Genomic DNA, 6516 nt, shown 5'->3' with positions numbered 1-6516 from the left:
TCCTGAGCCAGGATCAAACTCTCATAAAAAGTGTTTGAAATGATCCGAAGACCATTTAAGCTCATTAATTGTTTGCTAGCTTTTGCTTGCAATGTTTTGTTCTCTCAATCGAAATTGAGATGCCCTAAACATTGGTTCGTTTGCTTGTTGTTCAGTTTTCAAAGGTCTAAGTTGTTGTCGCTAATTGTTTCAGCAACTTTTAAATCATACCAGACAGCTTTTTCGTTGTCAACTATTTTATAAAAGTTTTTTTGTGATTTCTTACTCACTCAGGAGCTCGAAACCTTGCTGTAACAGCAACTTCGTTAGTTTACCAAGTTGACGTTCAGTTGTCAACATTTTTTTAAATGTTTTTTTCAACTGTTTTTCATCTTGTCTCGTTCGCTAACGGACAAGTAATAATATACCAACAGAACACGCTCTGGTCAACGGTTTTCTGTAATTTTTTTGTGATTTTTTCATTAACGAATAAAGGATTGCAACAGTAGTTTTAACATTCGTTTTTAAACCCTTTTCAAGAGCAAATACGGCGGTTCAGCCTATCGAAATCAGATGTTCTGCTTGGGGCTTTCTTTCCATAATATAAAAAACTGCCGGGCTCTTTATCTGCCCGACAGTTTTTCGTGTATTTTTGTGTTTAACGCATGGTTGGAAACAGCAAGACATCACGAATAGATTGGGCATCCGTCAGCAGCATCACCAAACGATCGATCCCGATCCCTAGTCCCCCTGTTGGCGGCATCCCGTATTCCAACGCTTCTAAGAAATCTTCATCGACACCATGGGCTTCATCATCACCGGCATCCCGTTGACGTTCCTGCTCTTCAAAACGTTCCCGTTGATCAATTGGATCATTCAGTTCAGTAAAGGCGTTGGCAAACTCTTTCCCAATAATAAATAATTCAAAGCGATCAGTGAAACGAGGATCTTCTGGATTTTTCTTAGCTAATGGCGAGACTTCTACTGGGTGACCATAGACAAACGTCGGATTAACCAGTGTATCTTCTACAAAGGTTTCAAAAAATTCGTTGATAATCTGCCCCACCTGCATGGAGTCATTGATTTCAACATGGTGTTCTTTTGCCAATACACGGGCTTCTTCCACTGTCATCGGCTGCCAAAAATCGACACCGGTTACGTTTTTGATTCCGTCTACCATATGAAGACGAGCAAAATCTGCACCTAAATCGATAGTTTGCCCATCGTAATCGATAGCTGCCGTCCCATTGGCTGCGATGGCTGCGTTGCGAATGATACCTTCTGTCAAATCCATGACATCCAGATAATCTGTATAGGCTGTATAGACTTCCAACATAGTAAATTCCGGGTTGTGGGTCGTATCGATCCCTTCATTACGGAAAACACGACTGATTTCGTAGACTTTCTCCATCCCGCCAACAATCAACCGTTTCAGGTGCAGTTCCAGTGCGATTCGCAGATATAGTTCCATATCTAAAGCATTGTGATGGGTAGTAAAAGGCCGCGCTGACGCACCACCTGCCTGGTTATGCAGGACTGGCGTTTCCACTTCTAGATAGCCATGACCATCCAAGTAGTTACGAATACTGGAAACAATCCGGCTGCGTTTTACAAAGCGGTCGAAACTGTCTTTATTGCTGATGAGATCCAGATAACGTTGACGGTAACGCTGTTCGATATTGCTGAGGCCATGGTATTTATCCGGCAATGGACGCAGCGCTTTTGAAAGCATAGTGACTTTTTTAGCTTTGATGGAGACTTCTCCCATGTCGGTTTTCATGATTTCCCCTTCAACACCAAGGAAATCACCCAAGTCCGCTTTTTTGAAAATTTCATAGTTTTCTTCGCCGACTTCATCTTTTCGGACATAGATTTGGATTTGGCCTTCGCGATCTTGCAAATGAGCAAAGCCAACCTTTCCTTTGCCGCGTTTTGTCATCATACGGCCAGCAACTGCTGCACTCAGGCCGAGTTCACTGACTTCTTCTTTGGTCAGGTCATCATATTTCGCATGGAGCTCATGGGAATCCACCGTCCGCTCGAACCGTTTACCGAAAGGATCGATCCCTTCTTCCCGCAGCTTTTCCATCTTCTCCCGACGAACCAACATTTGATCGTTTAATTCTTCTTGTTTGGGCTGGTTTTGTTCTTCAGACACGTGATTTCCTCCTTGATATAGTAGGTGATTGGAGTGCTCGCCGCCGATATTGCGGGAGCCTTGCCTTGAAATACAGCAGCATATTTGCTGTTCGACAGGTTCTTCGACAATTGGTAATCATTTCCTTTTCAATAGCCGCTTACCCGATTTTGCCAAGCAGGCGCGACCGGCTGTCGGTGGCTGTCACCGGCAGCAAACGTATGCTGACGCGGTTTCATTCTTACCTATAATGCCAAGATTCCTACAAAAAAGCAAGCTGAAATTCCTTTTCCAGCTTGCTTTTGCTTCTATTAATATCAGAACGTTGACTTGCAAGCAGCCGCCTTAAGCCCGCGCTTTAGCCAACAGGTTTTCTTCTGCCTGAAGCGCAAACTCATCCAATAGACCTACAACAGTTTCTTGGTCTTCTGCTGCGTTGATTGCGACTTTGACTTTGGCAGCTTTCGGAATGCCCTTTAAATAGTAGGAAGCATGTTGCCGAAATTCTCGAGCAGCAATCAGTTCACCCTTCAGATCCACTAACCGTTGCAGATGGACTTTTGCCGTGGCAATCTTTTCTGTAGGTGTTGGATCCCCAATCAATTCGCCAGTCTCCAGATAGTGTTGGGTACGATGAATAATCCAAGGATTACCCAAAGCTGCCCGACCGATCATCACGCCATCAGCTCCTACTTCATCCAGCATGCGTTTGGCATCTTCCGGGGTCCGTACATCGCCGTTACCCATAAAAGGAATCGTTAAGTGCTGTTTGACTTCTTTCAACACATGCCAATCGGCTTTTCCTTCATACATCTGAGCCCGCGTACGGCCGTGCATGGCAATTGCACTGGCGCCGGCAGATTCCGCAGCCAGCGCATTTTCTACTGCAAAAATATGATCAGAATCCCAACCAATACGCATTTTTACTGTGACCGGGATGTCGATTTCAGAGGAAACGGCTTTAACCATTTCATAAATTTTATTAGGGTCTAACAACCATTTAGAACCGGCATCCGCTTTGATGACTTTAGGTACCGGACAGCCCATGTTGATGTCAATGATGTCAGCCTTGGTGTTATTTTGGACAAACAGTGCCGCCTCCACCAGGCTTTCTTTGGTGCCACCAAAAATTTGAACACTCAATGGATGTTCCCGCTCATCAATGTACAGCATCTCCAGCGTCTTTTTATTACGAAAATGAATCCCCTGGTCACTGATCATCTCACAGACTACCAACCCAGCCCCAAATTCTTTAACTGTCACTCGAAAAGCAGCGTTTGTAATACCCGCCATCGGAGCAACTACTACCCGATTGGGAATCTCAACGTTGCCTATCCGCCAACTTTGATTACTCATTTGCCAATGCCTCCTGTTTCAATTCAGCCAAATCGGCTTCGGAATACTCGTATTTTTCACCGCAGAAGGTACAAACGGCCTCAGCTCCGTGGTCTTCATCCATCATTGCCTGAATCTCATCTGCCCCCAGGGAAATGATGGCTGCGGCAAATTTTTCTTTGGAGCAGTCACACTTGAATTGCACGGTCATCGTTTCCAGGATTGTCAACTCGGTATCCGGCAGCAAGCTTGCCAAAATTTCTTCCGGTGTTTTACCAGCTTCTAATAACGTTGAAATCTGTGGTGTGGCTGCCAAATTAGCCTCGATTTGATCGATAATCGTTTCGTCGGCACCCGGCATGATTTGCAGCATAAAGCCACCAGCAATCTTGATGCTATCATCTGTATCCACCAACACGCTCAAGCCGACAGCAGAAGGAATCTGTTCACTGATCGCCAGATAATAGGTAAAATCTTCCCCAAGCTCGCCAGAGACAATCGGCGTCTGACCAGAAAATGGTTCCTTCAAGCCCAAATCTTTGATGACCGTGAACATGCCTTGTGTTCCGACTGCTCCTCTGACATCTAATTTACCTTGTTCATTCAATGGCAAACTGATATGAGGATTTTGCATGTAGCCTTTAACATCCCCGTGTCCATTGGCATCTACAACAATAGCTCCAGCCGGTCCGTCCCCTTGAATCTTGATGGTTAATTTGTCGTCACCTTTCACCGTTGCTCCTAAAAGCAGGCCACCGACCAGGGCTCGACCTAGAGCAGCGGAGGCGGTATTCCAAGTATCATGGCGTCTTTGGGCTTCAGCAACGGTTGCCGTCGCTCGTACACCATAGGCTCGAACCACGCCGTCGTAAGCCAAGGCTTTTACTAAATAATCTGTCATCTGTTTATTCTGCTCCTTTTTTGTCGACTCTAGCCGTATATTCAGTTCATACGGCCCTCGCGCCTGTTATTCATTGCTAAATCATACAGTCTGACGGCATTTTTTTCAACTTGACCGGCTTCAAATTTAGGAAAAGTACAACAACTGCTATGCGAATCGCCCACAACCGAACCGTTCTGACAACCTGGCTGCCGTCCTGGCACAAATAAAAAAACCGCCTTCTATTTAAGAAGACGGCTGTAAGTCACTAGTTTCAAGATCTCTTTCTTGCGCAGCCGGTGCCTTTTTCAGGGACAACAGCCAAAAAATCAATGCGATCATTTGCGCCACCTCGTTTTCTTTTAACGAACAGGTATCAGAAATTTTTCTGTGGGAAGCCATCACCGTTTCTGGGATCAAAGCCATAGTTGTTGTGATTGCCGTGGAAAGGGTGGCCCTCTCTACCGCCAAGCCCTGGGAATCCGTTGTGGCGCGTTCCGCGACCACCGCCGATTCCACCGCGCTTGAATTCTTCCATCATCTTGCGGCGAGTATCCTGATCAAAACCGCCTTGCAGTGCTTCTTCCGGCAGCTCTTCTTGCATTGCTTGCGACAGTTTAGCCAAAATCGCCATAAACTGAGCTTGTTCGTCTTCAGTCAACTGATCAAAAATCGTCGTCGGACTTTCCTGCGACAGCCGTTCTGCTTCTGCCTTACCTGTTTCTGTCAATTTCACCACCATCACCCGGCGATCGTTTTCGTCTGGTTCACGAGTAATGAATTCATTTTTTTCCAGCTTGGTGAGAAGCTCTCCCAAAGACTGTGGCCGCATATCCAACAGATAGGTGAGTTCTTTTTGTGTGATTTCCGGTTGAATCTTCAACAATGCCAAAACTCTTCCTTGGCCGCGATGAGGTGTCCCCCGATTGCCACGATCTTTCCGCTGCCAAACCAGGTAGCGGCGCAAAAGGTTTTCAAACGACATAAATTCTTCAAATAATTGGTTTTCCATACTATTCATCTCCATAAGTGTCGCGGGTTTACCCGCAAAGCTGTGACGGTAAGCTGGTGAGTTGGTAGCAAACTATGCTCATAAATCAACTTCCCAGTTTTCCTGCAACGTTACTAAGGTACCTTACTTAGATAATAATACAGGTACCTGAACAATTAATCAAGTACCTTACCTTTTTATTTTAGAATTTGTTAATCTTTTTAAGCCCACTACTGCCGCCAGTGTAAGTTGCCGGTTGAGTTCTTTTTAGTAGAAGTGCTATCGAAGAGTCTACTCACATCACCGGCAAGCAGCTTTTTATTATAGTGATTTATAACGCAAATAAGAGACAGCATCCCCCGATGGCTGTCTCTTCAACTGATAAATTTTCCATAGCAGTCCTCAATATTCCCCTTGATCCTACGCTTTCAAGCATTCCTCCACAAACAGCTGTGTCCCGCAGCTGTTGATGGTGTTGTTGATAAAGACTGAGCGAACGCCACTTAGCAATGCGCTTTTGGCACTGTTGAGCTTTGGTAGCATGCCGCCAGTGACGACTTTTTCTGCCACCAGCTGATCAACTTCAGCTATCGGTACCTTGTCCAACCAGGTACCTTGTTTTTTTATGCCAGGTACGTCAGTTAATAAATACAGCTCTTCTGCTTGCAATGCCGCCGCCACTTTGCAAGCAACTTCATCGGCATTGATATTCAGCCACTGACCGCAAGCCGTGATGCCTAATGGTGCAATCACTGGGATATGGTTTTTGGCCAACAAAACATCCAACAATTCCTGATTTACCTCGGTGACTTTTCCCACATAGCCTAACTCTTCCTCATTGATCAGTTCCCCCAAAATCAACTGATCGCTGCCAGCACTTAAGCCCAATGCATGAAAGCCTTCCGCCAAAAATTTCGTAGTGACTAGCGGCTGTACCTGCCCCAAGAGCACCATTCGCGTGATTTCCAATGTTTCTGCGTCAGTGACCCGCAGACCATTTTTGATTACGACTTCTTGGCCGAGGCGATTCATCATTTCAGAAATATAGTAACCGCCGCCGTGAACGATGACGACTTTTTTTCCCTGCCGCTGCCAGGCTTCGATCTGATCGAAAAACGCCTGATCCAGATTATCAGAGGCGACGCCGCCCATTTTCACCACGATGGTCCCCATAGTATTACCCCTTTTCTTTCA

The 6516-nt window shown here is 45.6% G+C and carries 5 protein-coding genes; all 5 read right to left on the bottom strand.

Features of this window, described 5'->3' with window-relative positions; genetic code table 11:
- Positions 1–637: 637 nt before the first annotated feature.
- The 5 genes from lysS to argB all read right to left on the bottom strand — a co-directional run bounded on the left by lysS (position 638) and on the right by argB (position 6495).
- The gene (lysS, locus tag ACOMA8_RS05410; RefSeq protein ID WP_161898467.1) at positions 638–2137 is read right to left on the bottom strand and encodes a lysine--tRNA ligase; all 1500 of its coding nucleotides are present in this window, start codon (positions 2135–2137) and stop codon (positions 638–640) included.
- Between the two features lie 324 nt (positions 2138–2461).
- Positions 2462–3472, bottom strand: a complete 1011-nt coding sequence (gene dusB / locus ACOMA8_RS05405; RefSeq protein WP_421369166.1) for a tRNA dihydrouridine synthase DusB — start codon at positions 3470–3472, stop codon at positions 2462–2464.
- Positions 3465–4352: an Hsp33 family molecular chaperone HslO gene (gene hslO, locus ACOMA8_RS05400; RefSeq protein ID WP_421369164.1), complete on the bottom strand. Its 888-nt coding sequence runs from the start codon at positions 4350–4352 to the stop codon at positions 3465–3467. The genes dusB and hslO overlap by 8 nt, the downstream gene beginning before the upstream one ends.
- A 355-nt stretch (positions 4353–4707) precedes the next feature.
- The gene (locus tag ACOMA8_RS05395) at positions 4708–5343 is read right to left on the bottom strand and encodes a MarR family winged helix-turn-helix transcriptional regulator (RefSeq protein WP_421369162.1); all 636 of its coding nucleotides are present in this window, start codon (positions 5341–5343) and stop codon (positions 4708–4710) included.
- Between the two features lie 399 nt (positions 5344–5742).
- Positions 5743–6495 carry an acetylglutamate kinase gene (gene argB, locus ACOMA8_RS05390; protein WP_161898460.1) on the bottom strand — a complete coding sequence of 251 codons (753 nt, stop codon included), beginning with the start codon at positions 6493–6495 and terminating at the stop codon, positions 5743–5745.
- Between the last annotated feature and the right edge of the window lie 21 nt (positions 6496–6516).

The organism is Enterococcus infantis (assembly GCF_049166715.1).
In the GTDB taxonomy this organism is placed as follows: Bacteria; Bacillota; Bacilli; order Lactobacillales; family Enterococcaceae; genus Enterococcus_C; species Enterococcus_C leclercqii.
Note: the sequence above shows the minus strand (reverse complement) of the source record. Positions and strands in the feature narration are given on the sequence as shown.